The following is a 21396-nucleotide window of genomic DNA, read 5'->3' on the forward strand; positions in this document are numbered from 1 at the left end:
TGTAATAAATTTAATAAAAACTCTAAATTTCAACACTTTTAGAGTTTTGCAATAAGCTAACTACGTAAAAAAAGGGGGGGGAAATTTATGAATGATAAAACAAAATTAACTAATGATTGTAATCCCAATGAATTAAAAAAACTTAAACTTATATTTAATAAAATTATGGAGATATCAGATGATGGCTTCTTAATTGTAAATGATAAAGGATTTATTATTGAAATTAATAAAGCATACTGTGAATTCCTTGGTTTAAAGAAAAAAGATATTATTGGTAAATATGTAACAGAGATAATAAAAAATTCTAAGTTACCCAAATTATTGTCTGACAAAAACTATAAAACCGAGGTAAACGTTATTCATAAATTATTAAAAGGTCAGACACCAACAAATGAAAAGTACGCTATAGTAACAAGAGCTCCAGTAAAAGAAGATAATAAAACTATAGCAGCTGTAGGTCAAGTAAAATTTTCACACAATACAATGAAACTTGCAGAAAAATTGCAAAACTTAGATATGGAATTACAATACTATAAAAAAGAGTTAAAAAGATTAGCAAAAGATAGATACTCTTTTAACAATATTATAGGAAAAAGTAAAGAATTTATTAAAATAAAAGAACTAGCAAAAAAAGCAATAAATAATGACTTTACAGTTCTATTAACTGGTGAAACAGGTACTGGTAAGGAAGTTTTTGCTAACGCAATACATTATGCAAGTAGAAGAAGAAATAAGCCCTTTATCCGAATAAACTGTGCAGCTATCCCATCTGAGTTACTTGAATCAGAATTATTTGGTTATGTAGAAGGTTCCTTTACAGGGGCTCGAAGAGGGGGAAAAAAAGGTAAGTTTGAACTTGCAGATGGTGGAACAATATTCTTAGATGAAATTGGTGAAATGCCAATGCAAATGCAAGCTAAATTATTACGTGTTCTTCAAGAAAGAGAAATTGAGAAAGTAGGAAGCTATAAACCAATTCCTATAGATGTTAGAGTTATAGCAGCTACTAATAAAAACTTACGTGAAAAAATTAGAAATAATACCTTCCGTGAAGACCTATATTATCGTTTAAATGTTATAGAAATAAACATACCTCCTCTTAGGAATAGAAGAGAAGATATCGAACTATTCGCAGATTATTTTCTAGATGAATTAAATGAAAAGTATGAAACTAATGTTAAAATATCAAAAGAAGCAAAAAAAGTATTAAATGATTACAGTTGGCCGGGTAATGTAAGAGAACTCAAAAACGTTATCGAAAGAGCTTACGTACTAGCAGATGAAGATATTATACTCAATGCTCATTTACCAACAAATATTTTAACAGAGTCTAAAATACAAACAAGTAATGTAACAAACAAATCTTTAGAAATATTAATGGAAGATATTGAAAGAAGAATAATAATAGATGTATTATCTAGGAATAATTTTAACTGTAGAAAGACAGCAAAGGACCTTGGTATACATAGAAGTACTTTATATAAAAAAATGGAAAGACTAAACATCAAAAGAAAATGTTAATTTAATGTATATTTAACTAAATTAATGTGTCTACTTAATACTACATGTTTATTGATGTAAAAAAGAAATATCCCTTATGTTTTATAAGGGATATTTCTTTTTTTCTCTACTTTTTTCTTGGCATTATTTCTGCTTCTCCAATTAAAACTACATCTCCATTCTGATTTGTACATGTTGTTTTAATAATAACTCTATTTTTTTCTGGTATTTTTTTAATAACTTCAGCTTCTGCTTTTATGGTATCCCCTATTTTAACTGGTCTTATAAACTTAGAAGTTTGACTAATATAAAGACATCCCGCTCCAGGAAGTTTCATTCCTAATACAGCTGAAATTAATCCTGAAGTTAATGCTCCATGTGCTATCCTTTGTCCAAACATATTTTTCTTAGCTATTTCTTCATTAACATGAGCTACATTAAAGTCCCCTGTAACTCCTGCAAAAGTATAAATATCGTGTTCTGTAACAGTTTTTTGAATATAAGCCTTATCCCCTATATCCATCTCATCTAGTGTTAATCCGTCAATCGAAGTATCTCTTGGCATCATAAAAATTCCCCCTTTATTCTTATTTTCACTTACAGTTTCTGCAACAATCATGCCAGCATAATAACTTGGAATACTTTTTGCTTTGTTTATTTGGTAGCATTTATTTTATAGTTTTAGTAGGTGAAATATTTCTAACCCTATTATTACAATCATTTATATTAGGAGGGATTATATGAATAAATGGATAAAAATGTACAACGAAAAATTAGTTAGTGCTGAAAAAATTGCTAAAAAAATAGGTTCAAACACAGTATGCTCAAGTCCAATAGCGGGAGCTGAATCATATGCAATAACAGAAGCAATTGCACGTCGAGCACTTGAAGAAAACTTATCAAATATAAAACAGTGTTCCCTATTGTCAATTAGACCAAAAAAAATTTGGGATCCAAGACTAAACGGAAAATTTAATCATGTAACTTGTTTTACAAGTGCAAATGCAAGAAAAGCTCTTTGGAACAATAGATGTGAATTTATACCTAGTTTTTACCACGAAATCCCAGATGTATGGAAATATTCAGTTAGACCTGAAGTTTTTTATGCCACAGTTTCACCTATGGATGAGCATGGATATTTTAGTCTAGGAATAGGTGTAAGCACATGTAAATCTCTTATTGAAACAGCAAAAAAAATCTATTTAGAAGTTAATGAATACATGCCTAGGATTCATGGAGATAGTTTTATTCATATTTCTCAAGTAGATGCAATATGTGAATGTCACAAACCTCTGCCTGAATTGCCTTCAAATAATATAACTGATATTGACAAAATTATTGGTAATTATATTGCTGAATTAGTCCCTAATGAAGCCACAATACAGCTTGGAATCGGAGCAATACCTAATGCTGCTGCTCAATCACTAAGTACTAAAAAAGATTTAGGAATTCACACAGAAATGTTTACAGAAAGTATGATTGATTTAATTGAGAATGGTGTTGTTACAAATAGAAAAAAAAATATCCATAAAGGTAAATCAATTGCGACTTTAGCTTTAGGTACAAAACGAATGTATGATTTTTTAAATGACAATGTAGGAATAGAATTTTATCCTGTTGATTATGTTAATGACCCTAATATTATTGGAATGCATGATGATTTTATTTCAATTAACACGTGTATAGAAGTAGATTTATTTGGACAAGTTTGTTCAGAAAGTCTCGGTGTAAAACATTTTAGTGGTGTAGGTGGACAAGTGGATTATGTTAGAGGTGCAGCTAAATCTAAAAATGGTAAATCAATAATTGCCATGTATTCAACTGCTAAAAACGGAACAATATCTAAAATTAAACCTATTTTAACAAAAGGTTCCATTGTTACAACAACAAGGAACGAAGTTGATTATATAATTACAGAATTTGGAGTTGCGAAATTGAAAGGAAAAACTATAAGTCAACGTGCAAAATCATTAATTAATATTGCACATCCTAATTTTAGGGATGAACTTACTTCTGCTGCAAAGAAAATGAACCTAATTTAAGATATTCAAGTTAAGACATGTAGCAAAGTTTATACAAATTATGTTTATTAATAAAGGTTATTATGTTTGTATTTGATATGAAGTTGCAAAACTTAACATAAGCCAAACTTTAATTTGGATTTTTGGCATAATATTTGCTTCTATAATTTAATAAAATATTTCACTATAATTAAAAATAATTTGTTAAGATACGAGGAGGTTATAAAATGAATTTTGAACTTACACGTGAACAGAAATTAACTCGTCAAATGATTAGAGAATTTGTTAATAAAGAAATAAAACCTTTAGCAGCGGAAATTGATAAAACAGAAAAGTTTCCTTTAGAAACTATCGATAAAATGAGAAAGTCTGGAATCAAAGGTATGTCATATCCAACTGAATATGGGGGTTCAGGTAGTGATTATATAACCTATGTTTTAGCAGTAGAAGAAATAAGTAAGGCATGTGCTTCTACTGCATGTGTATATGCTGTTAATACTGGCCTTGTTGCTTCAATCCTCTTAAAGTTTGGTACTGAACAGCAAAAAAAGAAATATGTACCTGAGTTATTAAATAAAGGTAACAAAATTGGTGCTTTCGCCTTAACTGAACCGAATGCAGGTTCTGACGCTTCAGCTCAACAAACTACTGCTGTAGATAAAGGGGACTATTATTTATTAAATGGTACTAAAACGTTTATAACAAATGCAGAGTATGCTGATACATTCATTGTTATGGCTATGACTGACAAATCCAAAGGTGTAAAAGGTATCTCTGCCTTTATCGTTGAAAAAGATATGGAAGGATTTGAAATAGGTAAAATTGAGGAAAAATGTGGTGTTAGGGCATCATCAACTGGTGAGTTAATATTATCAAATGTGAAAGTTCCAAAAGAAAATCTTTTAGGTAACCTAGGAGAAGGTTTTAAGATTGCAATGACAGGCCTTGACGGTGGAAGGATAAGTATTGCAGCTCAAGGCCTAGGATTAGCTGAAGCTGCTTTGCACGAAGCTATAGAATATACAAAGAAAAGGAAGCAATTTGGTAAACCTATATCAATGAATCAAGGAATCCAATGGGAAATAGCTGAGTGTGCAACTAAAATCGAAGCAGCAAGAGGGCTTGTCTATAAAGCTGCATGGTTAAAACAAGAAGGTTTTCCTTTTAGTAAAGAAGCTGCTATGGCTAAATTATACGCTACAGAATTAGCTATGGAAGTAGCTAATAAGGCACTTCAAATGCACGGAGGTTATGGATATATAAAAGAATATCCAATTGAAAGGATATTTAGAGATGCAAAGATTACTTCCATCTACGAAGGTACATCAGAAATTCAGAAAATTGTAATAGCAAGACAAATATTAAAATAAATATTAAAACATATTCTTAATAAAAAAGGGTCAACTCCTAACAAATTTTCAAGAGCTGACCCTTTTTTTATACTGTATTGTATCTTATTATATCTAGAAGAAGCTTATATTACCACTCCACCACTTACTTCAATAACTGCTCCATTTACATAACTTGCTTCATCTGATGCTAAAAATGCAAATACATTGGCAATTTCTTCAGGCTTACCTAATCTCTTCATTGGAACCTTTGATTCCATTGCCTTTATAATTTTTTCTGGCATTGAGTTAAGTATAGTTGTTGCTATAAAGCCTGGACAAACCGCATTAGCTCTAATACCTTTTCTTCCTAATTCTTTAGCCCATGTTTTAGTAAATCCAATTACTCCAAACTTTGAAGCTGCATAATTTGTCTGTCCAAAATTACCATAAATACCCACTATTGAAGATGTATTTAATATAACACCACTATTCTGCTTAATAAAAATATCTACAACTGCCTTTGTACATAAATATGTACCTTTTAAATTAATATTTATAACTTTGTCAAATTGTTCTTCTGTCATTTTAGATAACTGTGAATCTGATATTATACCAGCATTATTAACTAATACGTCTATCCTTCCATACTTATCCATAAGTGAATTAACCATATTTTCAATATCTTCTTTATTAGTTACATCAACTTTAAACCCAACTGCTTCTCCACCCATTTCTTTTATTTCGTTAACAGTATTCTCAACTGCTGGCATATCAATATCACATATAGCAACTTTAGCACCCTCTTTTGCAAACTTTTTCGCTGTTGCTGCACCTATACCTTTTCCAGAACCAGTAATAATGCAAACTTTTTCATTCAATCTCATAAAAAATACCTCCCCTTTGTTTACTATAAATAAAAAGCAAAACTTATGCCATTTCTAATACAAACTATATAGTAGGATATAAAAAACATACTTAATGATGCAGTAACATTGATTTAATCAGTAATTAATTGATATCAAAATTTACAAAAAAATGAATTCTTAAAGAAAAATAAAATATATTTTATGTAATTATGTCTCCGTTTATAGACATGTTTACACTCTTATACTATAAACTTTGATAATTATATTGATAAATACGTAAAAAAACGGTCGAAAATGACCGTTCTTTTTTGATATAAAATGTAGGTATAATTTAACTATTATAATTGGTCCTCTGGAGTTCTTAATACTTCTACTACCCTTTCTAGTTTATTAATTTTCTTCTTACTGTTACTATCTAATACAGGCTTGAAACAATCTATAAGCTTAACCATTTGTTTTAAATTGTCTGATTCTTGTGTTGCTACATTTGTCTTATATTCGACTAATTTACTTCTAGTTTCATCTATTCTTCTCTTAGCATCTATAACTTTATCAAGAAGTTCTTTATTTTTTCCTTCAGTATGATTAGCCATTTCTACTAATATTTTTTCTTTCTTCTCTATACTAGGAAGTTCTGTTACTGCACTGCTTATCTGTGGTTCATAATTTGCTTTAGTAACCCTATTAGCTTTATTAATGATGTCTAATACATCTTTAATTCTATACAAAATCATTTGTTCTTTTTCTGAAAAATAAGGTGTTATTCTTCTAATCATGTCTACTTTACTCTCTAAATTATCAGCTTTAGCTAAGCTACTTAAATCTAATTTAATACCTTTGCCTTTTTGACTTATTAAAAACAAAAATGCTATAGGAAGTAAATAGCCTAGTGTCTTTTGTGAAAACAAATTATTTATTAATTTATTATCCATCGAATATATCACCTCTACTGAATTTAACATGACAAATACAACCATCTCATTATATTTTATGCCTTACTTCTGTAAAGGTGATAAAAAATCAAAACAATTGATTTTTACAGCCCTCCTAGTCCTACTTCTCTCCTAAGCTGGTCTAAAGACTTATCTGTAACATCTTCTCTATTTAGATTGAGTAACTCAATAGCTCTTTCTAAATCTTCTTCTTTGTTTACTTCTATTTCAAGATAAGGATATGGATATGTATCTTCATCCCAAGTGTCTATCTCAAATAAAATATCATCATATTTATATGAAATCCTCTCTTTTGAACCACTATGCTTTATATCTAATTTTAAATGCTTAAGTATTTCAGTAAGTGCATCCTTATTATCAACCTTAGTTTCTATTTCAACATTTTTTCTTACTTTCTCACTAGATAAATTTTTCTTTAATGTAAATATATACTCTGTTTTATTATTAAGTAAATCTCTTTTTTCTCTGATTCTTAAATATCCTTTATGCTCATTTTTTATAATCCTATCTTCAGTATCGAATATAGTGTTAACCTGATACTCCTTTTTTACTAGCTCTGCTCCAATACTCTTTAATCTTTCTTGTATTTCTTCTTTATCTATATTTAGTACCTTTACTTCTAATTCTTTCATAGCTTTTTCCACCTTTCTAAAAATATAATTCTAACATGAATTATTTTTGAGCCTTTTGTCAATCATTTTAGTAAATAGAATTAGGAGGCATAAAAATGAAATTCAACACCTATACAATACTATATATTTTACTGTTTACCACTGCAATAGTTTATATCATATTTCGAATAATTAGAGTAAAAAGAATAAATAAAAACAAAGAAAACCATTTATATACCGAACATAAATTTAGAGATGTTGAACTGTCTCTTTTAGGTGAGAGGTTTATTGATACTACAACAGATAAAACTCCATTTAAATTAGAACCAAATATCGATAGCTTACAACTCCCTTTAGAATTAATATTAAATGGAGAAATATTAACTGAAAATTTAAAAGCTATCAGAAAAGATAATGAGTGGTTAAACAAAACTATTAATAAAAAAAGAATTAATAATATTGAAGATATAGACTATGCAGTATTAGATTCTACAGGCAAAGTACACGTTGAAAACAAAATCGACTAAAGTTGATTTGTTAGTTAGTAGTTCGTTGTTAGTAGTCAGCAGTTTTTAGTCTAGCTTCTAGGTCACTTTAACTAATATATATAAGAAAAAGCTGGACATATCCAGCTCCTACACTTAAAGGCAATTATAATTTTTCCATTGTCAACTATCAATTAATATATATATCTTTGAAACTATTATCTATTATCTATTATCTCTAATCCATAATCCTTTATCAATTTAAGCTTATATCTCTAAAATTTTCCTTGCCTTAAAATCTATATAATCACTAGAAATACAATAAAATTCTATACCTTCTATATTTCCTTCGACTACAAATCTATGTCCATCTGCATGTAAATGGCCATATACGCATATTGAAACATTATATTCCTTCATAACCTCAACAAATTCATTCGCAGTTCCGTCTATATTAAAAGGAGGATAATGAAGCATAACTATTTTCTTATTACCTTGACCATTTACCGATGATAAAGATAATTTCAGTCTACTAACTTCTCTATTAAATATCTTTTCATCATGCTCTTTAAATTCTTCGCTATCCCTGGGAGTCCATCCCCTTGCACCACATATAGCTATATTTTTATAAACATAGCTATCATTATGTAAAAAATGTATAGTATCAAGCTTAAGAGAATTTAACTTCGACTTAGTCTGCCACCAATAATCATGATTACCTTTACTAATAACTTTAAGCCCAGGCAGTTCATCTATTCTTTCTAAGTCTAATTTAACTTCATTTAATTTCATTGCCCATGATATATCTCCTGGCATTAAAACTAAATCATGTTCACCTATCACTTTTTTCCAATTTTCAAATATCTTCTCTTCATGATTTATCCAGTTCTTCCCAAATATGTCCATTGGCTTTTTCTTTGAGAAATCTAAATGTAAATCCGCTATTCCATATATAGCCATATCATCTCACCTCATTGCATGTTTCTTAATGGGTTAACTCTATATAATTATACTCTATTCCCAGTCTATCAAAAACTTCTTTTTCTCTTCTATGACATGTAAACAATAATATTTGTCTTTCTTGACTTACATTTGCTAAAAAACTTAATATACTTTCTAATCTATTTAAATCATACTGTACAAAGCAATCATCTAGAATAAGTGGAATATTATTATCTCCTTTTATTATATCTATAATCCCAAATCTAGTGGCAAAATAGATTTGGTCAATAGTTCCTCCACTTAATTCTTCTATATTTACTAACTTACTTGTTTTAGGGTCAACAATTCTTATATCTATCTTTTCAGTAATTTTTACTTCATTGTATTTTTCTGCAGTAACCTTATTTATAATATTGCTTACTTTTTTGTTTAATCTAGGAGCAAAATCTCTTTGTATATTTTTTGATATCCTTTCAATAGTATCTTTTGCTAGTTTTAACGCTTTTAACTTACTCTCATATTCTTCTTTAATTTTATTCTTTCTCATCATATCTTCTTCTATATCTACCACTGGTCTAGTCTTAGAGGTTAGATTTTTTATCTTTTCTTCAATTCTAGTTATTTCATGTCTTTTATCTATTATAGTAGATGTTACTTCTTTTAACTCACTTTTTATCTTGTTTTTATCTAACTTCTTAATATTATCCTTATAACTTGAATTTGATTCTTCAGCCTTTTTCTTTAAATATTCTATACTAGTATCACCTAAAATACTTTTCAGAAGATTATTCTTGTTCTCGAGTTTTTTAGTTAGTTCTATATACTTTTTCTTTTCGTTTAATGCCTCTTTAAACTCTTTTATATCTTGAACATTATTCTTTTCTAATATGTTAACTAGTTTCTTACTTATATTATCATATTTAACCCTGTTATTTTCAATTTCTTGTTGTATTTCATTCATTTCTTGTTTAAGTGATATATTAAATTTTTTTAGTTCTAGGTACTTGTTATATTTCTGCCTAACCTTTTTTACATTATCAAAATTAATTTCACTCTCTACACCTGCTAAAGTTAAATACTTCCTTATTATAGATTCATGTCCTTTGATTTCATTTATTATGTATTCTTTCCTTTGTTTAAGCTCTTTTAATTGTATTTGTCTATCTTCGATAAAACTAGCTTCTCTAGAATACTTATTAATTAATTTTCTAAATTCTGTTTTAGTTTTGCAACCATACTTATTTAGAATTTCTTCCATTTGGTTTTCTATTTCTTTTATTCTTGCTTTACTTTCTTGTTCTTCTTCCTCAATAGACTTAAGTTGCGTGTTAAGTTTATTTAAGTAATTCTTTGTTTCTCTACCAGCTAGTATAAAATATGCAAATAAGCTTAAAGGCAATATTGTTGTAAGAAACAATAATGGGTCAAAGATTATACCCAATGGAGCAAAAGCCAAAGCCCCTACAATACACATAACTTTATATATTTTTAGCCTTTTATATCCTTTTTCCTTTTCATCTAATCTAGCTTTTAAAAATGTTACATTAGCATAATCCTTATTATATAATAATTCATCTTTTTCATGCTGTAGTTCTTCATACTTATAAAAATCTTCATTTATATCTGATACTTTCAAGTTTTTGCCTTCTTCAAGCTCTTTTTTAATATCTTCTATCTTCTTTTTAATACTTATTAATTCTTTATTTTGATTCTCCATAATCATGTAATCACTTAACAGTCTATCTATCTCTTCAGAGTCCTGTATTTTATCAAACGATGCTAATTCTTCTATATTTTTTTGTATCCTTCTTATCTTATTCTTTATTTTGTTATATTTTCCCTTTAAATTATTCAATCCTTCTTCTATTGTTTTAAGTGAATTATCCATTTTTACTACTTCTGTATATTCCTCAGAATTCACTTTTTCATATCTTTTTAAGCTTTTCGTATCTTTGGTCAATTTATTAATATCTTCTATTAAATGCAACGCTTTATTATATTTATCTTTTGCTCTATATACTTCGATTAACTCTAAATTGTTTTCTAAAAGCCTTTTCGTGTTTTTTAATTCTTTAATTTGATTGTTTATTTCATTTAACCTTTTTTGTTGCTCTTTAACCTCATTCATTATTCTTAAAGATTTTTGCCTCTCTTTTTCAAGGCTATTAATTTCAGCTATAATTTTTCCATAGGGTGAAGTTTTAATTCTTTTTTTAGTTCCTATATTATCCATTCTATTTGCAAGTCTCTCAATAACTGATTTTACTGATATATCTTCGTCCATACTTCCACCTAAATTAATTAAACTGTCTTTAACTTCCTTTGCTAAGTCATCATCTGTTTTATTGCCTAATTGCTTAATATTTATAGTATTATTATATACGACTCTATTTAAGCCTAAATGTCGGGAAGCTGGGTTTGGTAGACGTATAACTTTATCATACTCATAAATATGTGTAATATCCTCACCTGTTTTATCATCTATAATTTTTACTTCATCATTCCCCTTTAAAAAGTTTCTCTCTATTCTATAAACTTCATTATCATGTAAATATTTAAGTATTCCCCTATAATCGTTATTTTCCCAAGGAAAATACTTATCATACTCATCAGTATAGACCTTTCTTTTGGTATATGGTTTAAAAAATCCAAAAAACATTCCTTCTATAAACTTATGGAGCGTTGTTTTTCCAGCTTCATTATCTCCATAAATTATATTTATCCCATTCTTAAACTCCAATTTTTTGTTTATAAACTTACCAAACGAAATCAAAATCAGTTCTTTTATTATCATCTTTACACCTTCTCCTTTAGTAAAGCCTCTAGTCCATAATAAAGCGCATCTTTTACTACAGGGTCTTTTAAGTTTTTTTGCTCCATTTCTTTTATAAAATATCCTATTATATTATCTTTATTTTCTTTTTTTATTTTATCTAAATCATAGTCTGGTTCAGTTTTATCTATAATCTCAACATAATTAAAATTATTTTTAATTGACTCTTTTAATTCGTTTATATCTAATGCAATATCTCTATCTCTAATACCCTTCAATATTATCCTGTATATATTATTGCTTCTACTATCTTCATCATCACATTGAATAATTTTGTTAATAATATCTTGATATGTCATTTCAGAATCAATTTGCACTTCTTTAGTTATAAACATTCTTTTGCTGAAAGGAACAAATTGCATATCTACCTTTTCTTTAGACACAATGCCCTCTATTATACCATGCAAACCTGTTTCACCAAAATCTAATGGCTCTGGACTTCCACAATATGCTATTCTTTCTGTTATAAATTGGGGCTTATGTATATGTCCTAACGCTACATAATCAAATCCACTATTTATCAGTAAGTCTTTATTAATTGGTAAATATTGCGAATCTTTATTGAATGTATCACCGTGTGCTAATAAAACATTTATTTTTCCTTGTTCTTGGGCTTTTATATTATCTACTAAGTTTCTTTTTTCTTCTTTTTTATCCCAACTCAATCCCCAAATAACTGTGTTGAATTTTTCAAATTCTATCTTTTCAACACTATTATTAAAAATATAGACATTTTCTGGCCATTTAACAAGTCTATAAAAGGATTTATCTGTTAAAATATCATGATTACCTGTAGCAATAACAATATTTACATTTTTAGCTTCAGCAAATTTACCTGCAATCCTTTTTATATCTCCAAGACTACAATAATCGTCTTCAAAAAGGTCACCTGCTATAAACAAAAAATCCACTTTATTATTAATAGCACGGTTAACTATTCTATCAAATGTCTGCCAAAGCTCTATTCTTCTCTTTTTTCCATAATCTATATCAAAACTAGCGTTTTTAAACTCCATACCAAGATGTAAGTCGCCAGTATGTATGCATTTTATAGTCATAAATACACCTCCGAATTAAAAGCGATTTTGTCGCTTTTGGCTATTCGCTTTTCGCTGTTCGTTATAAACTATACTTAATCGTCTAATCTCTATTATCTACTCCTCTAATAACTAATACTAGAACATATATTCGATAATTGCAAGTTTTTTTCCTGCTATTATGTAAAAAATAAAGTAGCCTAAACCCGATGTAGCATCGAATCTTGGCTACTTAAAGATATTTTAGTTATTTCCATTGTTTATTTAACATAGTCAGTTTAATAATTTTATTTTTAAACTTCAAAACTTTAATAATCTTTAACCTTAATATTAGATATTAGTTCAGTTCCTAGTGCAATTAATTAGTTTCTATATCAGTTTCATAATAAGTTACTGAAACTGGATCACTATAATCTTCGTCAGCATAGAATACTACTGTCGTCATTATTACATATTCATTATAGTAATCACTATAATACTTCCATTGCCATACTTCATACCAATTATCATCAGGGATATCATCACCTACTTCTCCTAGGTAATTATCTAATGCAACATAAGCGATTGTAGCAGAAATTAATTTATAAGCATTTTTAGCTTTAGTTAATAAAATCCCACTAGGTACTAAGAAAATAGCTGCATCGCAAGCTGCCTTAATAATGGTCTTTGATAATCTATTGTAGCTATACTTCTGTAGAGGTCCATATAGTAGTATGGATTCATCCCCTGGTTCAGGTACATATAGAGGTGATATAATATTTGAATTGGAAGTTTTTTTGTATTCCATAATTTTATTTAACATATCCTCTTTTATTGACTCATCAGTAAGTTCTCTTATATGAAAGGTTCCCATATATGTGTTTATTGTTATTTCCTCTGACTTATCTTTTTTATCTTTTAAACTTATGTTTCCATTACCATTAACTGCAAACACCTGTGTACTTGAAAAACATACTGTAAATACAATAATTATACTTACTATTCTTTTAAATTTATTATTCATAATTCTACCTTCTACTTTCTTTATTAAATAAATTTAATGCAAAGATTACAGATATTGATTGTAGTAAACGATATAAATATTCGTTCTTTACTCCAAAAAAATCAGGTAATAAAATACAACCAATAAAAAGTAACAATGAAAGTGCCTTGCCTATTTTTGAAAAAGCAGTATTTTTCAAAATTTTGTTATATATAAAAAAGAATGTAAGTAGTAATAAAGCACTCCATATACTTTCAAGATTTAAATTATTCATGCTTACCACCTCTACAAATTCTATATGTATTAAAGACGGCCATCTTAATACCTATGATATAAAAAACCTTATGTTATTTTTTATATATTTATAGTCAATCTTTATCCCTTTTGTTTAATTATACCATTATTGTTAAAAAAATCAATGGATATTGCTTGAAAAAGTAAAGTTTTATTTTAGGCTTTTCAAATGTCACAAATACAATAAAAAAACTTACCTTAAAATTTCGGTAAGCCTTTTTTTAATAACTTATTTTTTATTTGTATATCTGCATTTGCAAGGTTGTATTTATTTAACTCCTTTATATCTATCCACCTAAAATCATTACAATCTATTGCCTTAGGTTCTCCTGATATATATTTTGCAATATAACAAAGTAGCAATATAGTTATATATTCATATCTATGATAAACAACATCAAAAACATCTTCGACCTCAATTTCTATTCCTAATTCCTCAATTATCTCTCTTTTCAATCAATCCTCTGGTGTTCTATCAATTTTTTCTATTTTTCCCCCTGGAAATTCCCACTTTAAATTTTCATTTACCCCTTCTTTTCGCTGAGCTATAAGTATTTTGTCTTTTCTTCTTATTATTCCTGCAGTTACTATGATAATATCCATATTTTCACCTGCTTTAATTTAATTTCTACGCTATTATAATATCCTAAACATTATATTTTATCAATGCATCTGTGATATTAGTTATCGCTTAATACAGTTGATAATTTAAATCCCCTAGAAATTATTTCTAGGGGATTTTTTCTAATTCAATGGTAAAGGATTAAAACCTGTATAAATGAGAACCGCAATAACTGTAGCTACAATAAGAGTATATATAACTGTAGGTATGAAATTTCTCTTTATAATTTTACCTTCAGCACCAATTGCTCCAACTGTTGCACATACTGCTACAACATTATTAACACAAATCATATTTCCTATTGACCCTCCTATTACTTGAAGGGCTACTATTAATACCTCTGGCATATTTAATATAGAAGCTGTTTCAAATTGTAATGAAGAAAATAATATATTAGAAACAGTATTCGAGCCTGACATAAAAGCTCCCAGTACACCTATGAAAGGAGATAAGAATGGATAAGCTACTCCAGCAATATTTGCAGCACTCTTTGCCATTTCTGTAAGCATACTATCTAATCCTGCACTATTTACACCAGAGTTAAGCATTAACTGTACCATAGCTATACCACCAAATAAAGCAATAGCGGCTCCTGATATCTGCTTAAATGTACTAGTCCAAGCTATCTTTATTTGTTTACCATTCATTCCATGTATAAAATGAGTAATTAATGCAACTAATATGAAAGGTATAGTTCCTGGAAGATAAGCCCATTTTAAACTATAGTTTAATTTTTCTACTCCCATGATATTAGACACTTCTATTGCTTGAGATGCTAAAACTGATTTTAGCCCAAAGGAAGGAATACGAGTTACAACTAATATGATAGCAATTAATAAATAAGGTGTCCATGCTTTAAATAAAGACATCTTTGCTTCTCCAATATCACCAACATCAACAGAGGATTTCCAATCTTCTTCCCATTCTGACTTATTTGGAAAATCCCAATTAGTTTTAGGCATTAAGAAATCCTTCTTAGCTGCAAATATAACAATGGCCAATCCAATAAAAGCACCTACTAGTGAAGGTAGTTCTGGTCCAAATAAAGTCGCAACTAATATATTAGGAACAACAAAAGCAACTCCTGCAAATAAAGCAAAAGGTGCAACCTCTAATGCAGGTTTTATAGACTTTTCTTTTCCAAAGAATTTCGTTAGCATCGCTATACCTATTAAAGGAATTATAATACCAACTATACCATGGGTTAATGCAGTCCATTTAGTTAAAGCCATTTTAAATTGCTCTGGGTCAGCACCTGCTGTTTGAAGATTGCTAGCTATTGTACTCATTGCACCAAATATTGGCGTACCAACTGCTCCAAAAGCAACCGATGTACTATCATATATCAAAGTAACCATAGCTGCAGCTAATGGTGGAAAACCGAGTCCAACTAATAATGGCCCTGCTAATGCAGCTGGAGTACCAAACCCAGCAGCTCCTTCTATAAATGAACCAAACATCCAACCAATGATTATTGCCTGTATACGTCTATCCTTTGTAATACCACTAAAACCATTATTAATAGTTGCCATAGCTCCTGATTGTTTGAGTGTATTAAGAATCAAAATTGCTCCAAAGATAATTATAAGTACGTCAAGAGCTTTTAATATACCAAAAAAAGAATAGGATATAACATGATAAAAATTCATTTTCCAAATTATTAATGCTACTGCTGCTGCAAGTGCCCAAGCAAGCGGCAAAGCTTTTTTTGCAGCCCAGTTAAAGCCGACCATCAATATTATAGTTACTAATATCGGCAGAAAAGCCATAAATGCATACATTATTAATACCCCCTTATATAACCCGATTATTAATCTTTCCAATAAATATATATCTATATTGATATATATAGATAATTTGATATAAAAACACCGGATAAAGAGTTATGATTATTCACAACTCTTTATCCTATTGTAGTGTTAGCACACTTTTCCTGGATTTAAGATGTTTTTAGGATCAAATGATTGTTTAATATTCTTTAGTAATTGCATACGTAGGTTACCCAATGATTTTTCCAAATAAGGCTTTTTAGCAAAACCTATACCATGTTCACCTGATACTTGACCACCTAGTTCTTCTGCTTTATCATACATAGCCTTGAATACACCAGATAATTTTTCTTTCCACTCTTCTTCAGATAAGTCATCTTTTAATACATAAACGTGTAAATTACCGTCTCCTGCATGGCCAAAACTTCTAATCCTTATGTCAAATTCTTTTTGTAAGTCATTAGTAAATTTAACAAACTCAGCTACTCTATTTCTTGGCACCACAACGTCACATTCATCCATTTCAGTTGTTGATGCTTTTATAGCTTCTAAGAAAGCTCCTCTTGCTGACCATATTGATTCCTGTCTTTCTTCTGTATTTGAAATTAATACATCCAAAGCACCTGCATCTAAACATATATGTGCTACCTTTTCATAAGCATTTTCTATCTCTTCTTTACTATTTCCATCAAAGGTTAGTAATAAATACGCATCTGCTGAATTATCGGGGAACTTCTTACCTAAAAATTCCTCAGAAGCTAATATAACATCCCTTACCATATATTCAACAGCAGTAGGTATAGCCTTAGATTTTATTATTCTAGGAACAGTTTCGATAGCCATTTCTAAATTAGGGAAAGGAATTAATAAACTGATAGCTTTTTTAGGTAAAGGTAATAATCTAAGTACCGCTTTAGTTACTATTCCAAGAGTCCCCTCTGAACCTACAAATAAGTCCTTAAGACTGTATCCTGAACTGTTTTTTACTACTTTACCTCCTACTTCTATAACTTCACCGTTTGGAAGGACTACTTCTAATCCCCTTATATAATCCCTAGTTACTCCGTATTTTACAGCTCTCATTCCACCAGCATTTGTGTTTATATTTCCTCCAATAGTAGCACTTTTTTCTCCTGGGTCTGGTGGATAAAATAAATCGTGCTCTTCAACAAATTTAGATATCTCCATTAATAGTACCCCTGGCTCTACAGTTACAGTTAGATTCTCTTCATCTAATTCTAATATTCTATTCATAGTACTTAAATTAATCATTATTCCTCCGTGTAGTGCAACGGCACCACCTACAAGACCTGTTCCCTGTCCCCTTGGAGTTACTGGTATATTGTTTTCATAAGCATATTTCATTATTTTAGATACTTCTTCAGTGCTTCTCACTTCAACTAACACGTCAGGATATCTTTTGATACCCGCTAATTCGTCATGACTAAAATCTTCATTAATTTCGTCATCTACTAATACCCTTTCTTTTCCACAAACAGAAATTAAAAAATCAATATCTTTTTTATCAATTTTTTTATAATCCATAAAGTAACCCCCCTTAATTTGCAGCTGCTACTAAATTTCTATCATTAGTTAAATCTTCAATTTCTAAATCGCCATTTTTTATTTGTTCTATAAGTTTAGGAACTATTTCATAAATATCACCAATCACAGCATAGTGAGCTACATTAAATATAGGTGCGTTTTCATCTTTGTTTATAGCTATTATGCAATCTGAATTATTCATACCAGCTACAAATTGTACTGCTCCTGAAACTCCACAGGTTATTATCAGTTTAGGCTTAACTGTTCTACCACTTAAACCTATTTGTTTCCTAGGATCTACCCACCCTGCTTCTATTAATGGTCTTGTGGATGCAACTTGGGCTCTTAATAAATCTGCAAGTTTATTTATCATTTTTAAGTCTTCTTCTTTCTTTACCCCTCTACCTGCTACAACTATAACTTCTGCATCCTCTAAGCTAGCAACCTTTTCTTTTTTCTTAACGTCTAATACCTCTATATTTGAAGCTAATTTTTCCTTATCTATGCTACATAAAGTAACCTTTCCACTTTGTTCTTCACTTCTCTCTGGAGCAGAGAAAATTTTATATCTAACAGTTGCAAATTGTGGTCTATTATTTGGAGTATAAATATGTGCCATTATATTCCCACCAAAAGCAGGCCTTATTTGGTCTAAATCTGTATTTTCTTGTACATCTAATACTGTACAGTCTGCTGTAAGTCCTGTTCTAAATCTTGCAGCAACTCTAGGTGCTAGTGACCTTCCTATAGTGGTTCCTCCGACTAAAATAATTGTAGGCTTTATATTGTTTATAAAATCTTCAAATACTGCAGTATAAGGCTCTATTCTAAAATCTTTTAATTCTTCTTCATCATATACAAATACTTGGTCTACACCATAGTGAAGTATTTCTTCAGCCTTGTCCTTAATGTTATGTCCCATAAACAAACAATAAACAGGTTGATTTATCTTAGAAGCGAGTTCTTTAGCCTTTCCTATCAATTCAAATGTTACAGGATGTATATCTCCTTCAACGTGGTCTACATATACAGCTATCCCTTTCCATTCGTCCTTATTTATTTCAGCTTTCTTTTCTTCTATATACTCAAATACACCTTCAGGACCGTTTTTTACACATATTTTACACATCTTACACGCTGCATTTATTTCAAGCTCACCATCATTATTCTCAATAGCACCAAAAGGACAAAGTTTAACTAGCTCTTCAGCATTTTTTACCCTATCATTGTGTATAACTATCTTTGCCATGATATCCCCCCTATACAAACTTTAATTCTTTTAATTTATTGAATACTCTATCTGCAAGTTCTTCTCCAGAACCCTTCCACTTCTCATGGGTTGTATTTGCTTCTGGAGGAAACACTCTCTTAACCTGTGTTGGTGAGCCATTTAATCCATAATGCATTTCATCTTTATCATCTAAATCATCTAATCCGTAGAATGGAATTTCTCTATCTTTAGTTTCTAATTTCTTTTTAAAGGAAGGTAATCTAGGCTGATAAATATCTTTATCTACTGTTATAAGGCAAGGATACTGAATTTCTGCAATCTCTATAGTATATGGCATATCCATTTCAACAACGATTGACTTCTCTTTTATTTGGATAATTCTTCTTACATTTGCTACGTGTGGTATATTAAGGAACTCTGCTATTTCTGGTCCCACCTGAGCTGTATCTCCATCTGTGGTCATCTTACCACAAATAATCAAGTCTGGATTTGCTACTTTCTTGATTCCCTGTGATAAAGTATAGGCAGTTGCTAATACATCTGCTCCTGCAAACCTTCTGTCTGTTAATAAAGCCCCATCATCTGCTCCCATCATAAATGCTTCTTTTATGACTTCTGCTGCTTGAGGCGGACCCATACTAAGTACGCTAACTTTAGCTTGTTTATCCTCTTTTATTCTCAATGCTGTTTCTATTGCGAATAAGTCATACGGATTTGTCTTTGAGTCTATACCATCCCTCTTTAAAACACCTGTTTTCTCATCTACTTCCACCTCTGAAGTTTCTGGTACTTGTTTTACACAAACAAGTATTTCCATATAAAAACCCCCTTTAAAATAAGTCTTAAACACATATTTTTAATAATCTAATTATCTTACAATTACTGATACCCCATCTGGAATAACAACTACTTTTGCATCTCTTCCCTTCATTTCAAAAGCTTTTTCTAATGCCTCTTCAAATGTATAAGCATGTTCCATATGCATTGCTTTTATTTTCTCAGGCTCATACATATCAGTAACTAAGATTACTGTAAATTTACTTAATATTCTAGCTAAAATTTGAAATTCCCATTGGTCAGGTACTGTTTCATTTCTTGGAATTTTTAGTACCCTATCTAAAACCTCTTCGGGACCACTTGCATTTGCTAAATTATCATAAAATGACTGTCCACCATGGCCATCATTACAAGCAGATATCATTATAATTACTCCATCTTCTTTACAAGTAGCCTCTGCTGCAGTCATTCCTTTTACTGATTGATATACATTTTGGTCTAGTGGATAACCACCATTTGTGGTTACTACTATATCTGCATCTGCTTTATCTACTTTCGCTATATCTTCTAAAAAGTCACATCCTGCTAAATGTGCTTTTTCACTGTCTCCTGCAAATGCATTTATTATTTTTTTATCTCCATTGATAACGACATTAAGTATGAATGCTAAATTAGCTTTTTTTGCTGCATATAACATATCAATATGTAATGGATTTTTATCAAGTATTCCTGTACGAGCATATTCACTAGCTATAAACTCTGAACAATGATTTGCAAGTACAGTTTCTGCTCCAGCTATTCCTGGAAGAATGCTTTTTCTTCCTCCTGAAAATCCAGCAAAAAAATGTGGTTCTATAAATCCTTCAGCTATCAAAAGTTCTGTTTCTTGTACTAACTTATTAAGCCATAATTCACCACCTGAAGGTAAAGTACCTAATTTAATTAAACTCTCTTTATCCCTGGAATCGTGCATTATAATTTTTTCATTGTTTACGATTTCCACTCCAAATTTGTCAATAAGCTCTTCTCTAGTTGAACCTCTATGATATCCAGTAGCAATCAGTATTTTAATATCAATCTCAGGATTTACACTTCTTATTCTTTCCAATAATATAGGCATCGTAATTTTACTTGGTACTGGTCTAGTATGGTCACTGGTGATAATAACCATATCTTTTTTTCCCACAACTAATTCTTCTAATTTAGGACTTCCTATAGGATTATCCAAAGCTTTTTTTACTATCTCTTCTTCAGTTAAATTTGGTATGAATTCGTTTACCTTTGATTCAAGTATTCCTACTAAGTTCTCATCTGGAATTTCTACATTCCAATGTGTCCTATGATAAGGTACTCTTACAGTAGTCATAAAATCCCCCCTTTGAATATAGGTATTATGGTCTTACCAATGTATCAGTTGTTAGAAAACATTTTCCCAAGTCTTAAATAAAAAAATCAATAAAGCAACATATTTCACTGTTAGTGGTATTACCACCTTACCAATATCGTATTATAATTTTCTGAAAATTTCAACAATTGTTTTTTTTTTCACGTTTTTATGCATCGTCTTTTTTCATATATAAATTTACAGAGTTTTGTA

Annotated in this window: 20 protein-coding genes; 4 read left to right on the top strand and 16 right to left on the bottom strand. The window is 29.8% G+C overall.

Going from position 1 to position 21396, the window contains the following annotated elements:
• Positions 1–87 precede the first annotated feature (87 nt).
• On the top strand, positions 88–1521 hold the full coding sequence (locus L21TH_RS05300) for a sigma-54 interaction domain-containing protein (RefSeq protein WP_006311128.1): 1434 nt from the start codon (positions 88–90) through the stop codon (positions 1519–1521).
• Between the two features lie 106 nt (positions 1522–1627).
• On the opposite strand, the gene L21TH_RS05305 is transcribed toward L21TH_RS05300, so the two are convergent.
• Positions 1628–2068: a MaoC family dehydratase gene (locus L21TH_RS05305; RefSeq protein WP_006311129.1), complete on the bottom strand. Its 441-nt coding sequence runs from the start codon at positions 2066–2068 to the stop codon at positions 1628–1630.
• Positions 2069–2240: 172 nt separating this feature from the next.
• On the opposite strand from L21TH_RS05305, the gene L21TH_RS05310 reads away from it, so the two are divergent.
• Both L21TH_RS05310 and L21TH_RS05315 read left to right on the top strand, forming a co-directional pair.
• Positions 2241–3542, top strand: coding sequence for an acetyl-CoA hydrolase/transferase family protein (locus L21TH_RS05310; protein WP_006311130.1), 1302 nt, complete (start codon positions 2241–2243; stop codon positions 3540–3542).
• A 206-nt stretch (positions 3543–3748) separates the two neighbouring features.
• Positions 3749–4891, top strand: coding sequence for an acyl-CoA dehydrogenase (locus tag L21TH_RS05315; RefSeq protein WP_006311135.1), 1143 nt, complete (start codon positions 3749–3751; stop codon positions 4889–4891).
• A 104-nt stretch (positions 4892–4995) separates the two neighbouring features.
• Here L21TH_RS05315 and fabG read toward each other — a convergent pair whose 3' ends face one another.
• The 3 genes from fabG to L21TH_RS05330 all read right to left on the bottom strand — a co-directional run bounded on the left by fabG (position 4996) and on the right by L21TH_RS05330 (position 7303).
• A complete protein-coding gene (fabG, locus tag L21TH_RS05320; protein ID WP_006311136.1) occupies positions 4996–5736 on the bottom strand; it encodes a 3-oxoacyl-ACP reductase FabG in 741 nt (246 codons plus the stop codon).
• Positions 5737–6056: 320 nt separating this feature from the next.
• On the bottom strand, positions 6057–6650 hold the full coding sequence (locus L21TH_RS05325; RefSeq protein ID WP_006311138.1) for a hypothetical protein: 594 nt from the start codon (positions 6648–6650) through the stop codon (positions 6057–6059).
• Positions 6651–6754: 104 nt separating this feature from the next.
• Entirely contained in the window at positions 6755–7303 is a 549-nt protein-coding gene (locus L21TH_RS05330; RefSeq protein ID WP_006311140.1) for a class IV adenylate cyclase, read from the bottom strand.
• A gap of 95 nt (positions 7304–7398) precedes the next feature.
• On the opposite strand from L21TH_RS05330, the gene L21TH_RS05335 reads away from it, so the two are divergent.
• Positions 7399–7809, top strand: coding sequence for a YetF domain-containing protein (locus L21TH_RS05335; RefSeq protein WP_006311142.1), 411 nt, complete (start codon positions 7399–7401; stop codon positions 7807–7809).
• Positions 7810–8034: 225 nt separating this feature from the next.
• On the opposite strand, the gene L21TH_RS05340 is transcribed toward L21TH_RS05335, so the two are convergent.
• The 12 genes from L21TH_RS05340 to larA all read right to left on the bottom strand — a co-directional run bounded on the left by L21TH_RS05340 (position 8035) and on the right by larA (position 21165).
• Positions 8035–8727: a metallophosphoesterase gene (locus tag L21TH_RS05340; protein ID WP_006311144.1), complete on the bottom strand. Its 693-nt coding sequence runs from the start codon at positions 8725–8727 to the stop codon at positions 8035–8037.
• A 25-nt stretch (positions 8728–8752) separates the two neighbouring features.
• Positions 8753–11503 carry an ATP-binding protein gene (locus L21TH_RS05345; protein WP_006311145.1) on the bottom strand — a complete coding sequence of 917 codons (2751 nt, stop codon included), beginning with the start codon at positions 11501–11503 and terminating at the stop codon, positions 8753–8755.
• 2 nt (positions 11504–11505) lie between these two features.
• Positions 11506–12600: a metallophosphoesterase family protein gene (locus tag L21TH_RS05350; RefSeq protein ID WP_006311147.1), complete on the bottom strand. Its 1095-nt coding sequence runs from the start codon at positions 12598–12600 to the stop codon at positions 11506–11508.
• Between the two features lie 337 nt (positions 12601–12937).
• On the bottom strand, positions 12938–13582 hold the full coding sequence (locus L21TH_RS05355; RefSeq protein ID WP_006311149.1) for a hypothetical protein: 645 nt from the start codon (positions 13580–13582) through the stop codon (positions 12938–12940).
• A gap of 4 nt (positions 13583–13586) precedes the next feature.
• Positions 13587–13835 (bottom strand): hypothetical protein, encoded by a 249-nt coding sequence (locus L21TH_RS05360; RefSeq protein ID WP_034429410.1) that lies wholly within the window; start codon positions 13833–13835, stop codon positions 13587–13589.
• Positions 13836–14053: 218 nt separating this feature from the next.
• Entirely contained in the window at positions 14054–14311 is a 258-nt protein-coding gene (locus L21TH_RS14925) for an NUDIX hydrolase (protein ID WP_006311151.1), read from the bottom strand.
• Positions 14312–14458, bottom strand: coding sequence for an NUDIX domain-containing protein (locus L21TH_RS14930; RefSeq protein ID WP_006311153.1), 147 nt, complete (start codon positions 14456–14458; stop codon positions 14312–14314).
• A gap of 141 nt (positions 14459–14599) precedes the next feature.
• Entirely contained in the window at positions 14600–16258 is a 1659-nt protein-coding gene (locus tag L21TH_RS05370; RefSeq protein ID WP_006311155.1) for an L-lactate permease, read from the bottom strand.
• 138 nt (positions 16259–16396) lie between these two features.
• Positions 16397–17791, bottom strand: a complete 1395-nt coding sequence (locus tag L21TH_RS05375) for an FAD-binding oxidoreductase (RefSeq protein WP_006311157.1) — start codon at positions 17789–17791, stop codon at positions 16397–16399.
• A 13-nt stretch (positions 17792–17804) separates the two neighbouring features.
• On the bottom strand, positions 17805–19040 hold the full coding sequence (locus L21TH_RS05380; RefSeq protein WP_006311159.1) for an electron transfer flavoprotein subunit alpha: 1236 nt from the start codon (positions 19038–19040) through the stop codon (positions 17805–17807).
• Positions 19041–19050: 10 nt separating this feature from the next.
• Positions 19051–19839, bottom strand: a complete 789-nt coding sequence (locus L21TH_RS05385) for an electron transfer flavoprotein subunit beta/FixA family protein (RefSeq protein ID WP_006311161.1) — start codon at positions 19837–19839, stop codon at positions 19051–19053.
• A gap of 51 nt (positions 19840–19890) precedes the next feature.
• Positions 19891–21165 carry a nickel-dependent lactate racemase gene (larA, locus tag L21TH_RS05390; RefSeq protein WP_006311166.1) on the bottom strand — a complete coding sequence of 425 codons (1275 nt, stop codon included), beginning with the start codon at positions 21163–21165 and terminating at the stop codon, positions 19891–19893.
• Positions 21166–21396: the final 231 nt, after the last annotated feature.

This window comes from Caldisalinibacter kiritimatiensis (genome assembly GCF_000387765.1).
Lineage (GTDB): Bacteria > Bacillota > Clostridia > Tissierellales > Caldisalinibacteraceae > Caldisalinibacter > Caldisalinibacter kiritimatiensis.

Coding starts and splice junctions, on each gene's coding strand:
- L21TH_RS05300 (WP_006311128.1), top strand. CDS start 88: ATGAATGATAAAACAAAATTAACTAATGATTGTAATCCCAATGAATTA.
- L21TH_RS05305 (WP_006311129.1), bottom strand. CDS start 2,068: ATGATGCCAAGAGATACTTCGATTGACGGATTAACACTAGATGAGATG.
- L21TH_RS05310 (WP_006311130.1), top strand. CDS start 2,241: ATGAATAAATGGATAAAAATGTACAACGAAAAATTAGTTAGTGCTGAA.
- L21TH_RS05315 (WP_006311135.1), top strand. CDS start 3,749: ATGAATTTTGAACTTACACGTGAACAGAAATTAACTCGTCAAATGATT.
- fabG (WP_006311136.1), bottom strand. CDS start 5,736: ATGAGATTGAATGAAAAAGTTTGCATTATTACTGGTTCTGGAAAAGGT.
- L21TH_RS05325 (WP_006311138.1), bottom strand. CDS start 6,650: ATGGATAATAAATTAATAAATAATTTGTTTTCACAAAAGACACTAGGC.
- L21TH_RS05330 (WP_006311140.1), bottom strand. CDS start 7,303: ATGAAAGAATTAGAAGTAAAGGTACTAAATATAGATAAAGAAGAAATA.
- L21TH_RS05335 (WP_006311142.1), top strand. CDS start 7,399: ATGAAATTCAACACCTATACAATACTATATATTTTACTGTTTACCACT.
- L21TH_RS05340 (WP_006311144.1), bottom strand. CDS start 8,727: ATGGCTATATATGGAATAGCGGATTTACATTTAGATTTCTCAAAGAAA.
- L21TH_RS05345 (WP_006311145.1), bottom strand. CDS start 11,503: ATGATAATAAAAGAACTGATTTTGATTTCGTTTGGTAAGTTTATAAAC.
- L21TH_RS05350 (WP_006311147.1), bottom strand. CDS start 12,600: ATGACTATAAAATGCATACATACTGGCGACTTACATCTTGGTATGGAG.
- L21TH_RS05355 (WP_006311149.1), bottom strand. CDS start 13,582: ATGAATAATAAATTTAAAAGAATAGTAAGTATAATTATTGTATTTACA.
- L21TH_RS05360 (WP_034429410.1), bottom strand. CDS start 13,835: ATGAATAATTTAAATCTTGAAAGTATATGGAGTGCTTTATTACTACTT.
- L21TH_RS14930 (WP_006311153.1), bottom strand. CDS start 14,458: ATGGATATTATCATAGTAACTGCAGGAATAATAAGAAGAAAAGACAAA.
- L21TH_RS05370 (WP_006311155.1), bottom strand. CDS start 16,258: ATGTATGCATTTATGGCTTTTCTGCCGATATTAGTAACTATAATATTG.
- L21TH_RS05375 (WP_006311157.1), bottom strand. CDS start 17,791: ATGGATTATAAAAAAATTGATAAAAAAGATATTGATTTTTTAATTTCT.
- L21TH_RS05380 (WP_006311159.1), bottom strand. CDS start 19,040: ATGGCAAAGATAGTTATACACAATGATAGGGTAAAAAATGCTGAAGAG.
- L21TH_RS05385 (WP_006311161.1), bottom strand. CDS start 19,839: ATGGAAATACTTGTTTGTGTAAAACAAGTACCAGAAACTTCAGAGGTG.
- larA (WP_006311166.1), bottom strand. CDS start 21,165: ATGACTACTGTAAGAGTACCTTATCATAGGACACATTGGAATGTAGAA.